The sequence below is a fragment of the Alishewanella sp. SMS8 genome (assembly GCF_030737935.1).
GTDB classification, from domain to species: Bacteria; Pseudomonadota; Gammaproteobacteria; order Enterobacterales; family Alteromonadaceae; genus Alishewanella; species Alishewanella maricola.
Genome location: NZ_JAPJEA010000003.1, coordinates 1 through 226 on the forward strand (window position 1 = coordinate 1; position 226 = coordinate 226).

Sequence of the window (226 nt, forward strand, 5' to 3'; positions counted from 1 at the left end):
GGAGCGGTAGTTCAGTCGGTTAGAATACCGGCCTGTCACGCCGGGGGTCGCGGGTTCGAGTCCCGTCCGCTCCGCCATTTTCATCTAAATCAGCCAGCTAACGCTGGTTTTTTTGTGCCTACAAATAAGTGAACGGTAGTTCAGTCGGTTGCTGTTGTAAAAATCTAGCCGGCCTGTCACGCCGGGGGTCGCGGGTTCGAGTCCCGTCCGCTCCGCCATTTTCATG

1 tRNA gene is annotated in these 226 nt (G+C 56.6%); it reads left to right on the forward strand.

Annotated features, from left to right (window positions below):
• Positions 1-77: transfer RNA gene (locus ORJ01_RS10335), tRNA-Asp, on the forward strand.
• The last annotated feature ends 149 nt before the right edge of the window (positions 78-226 follow it).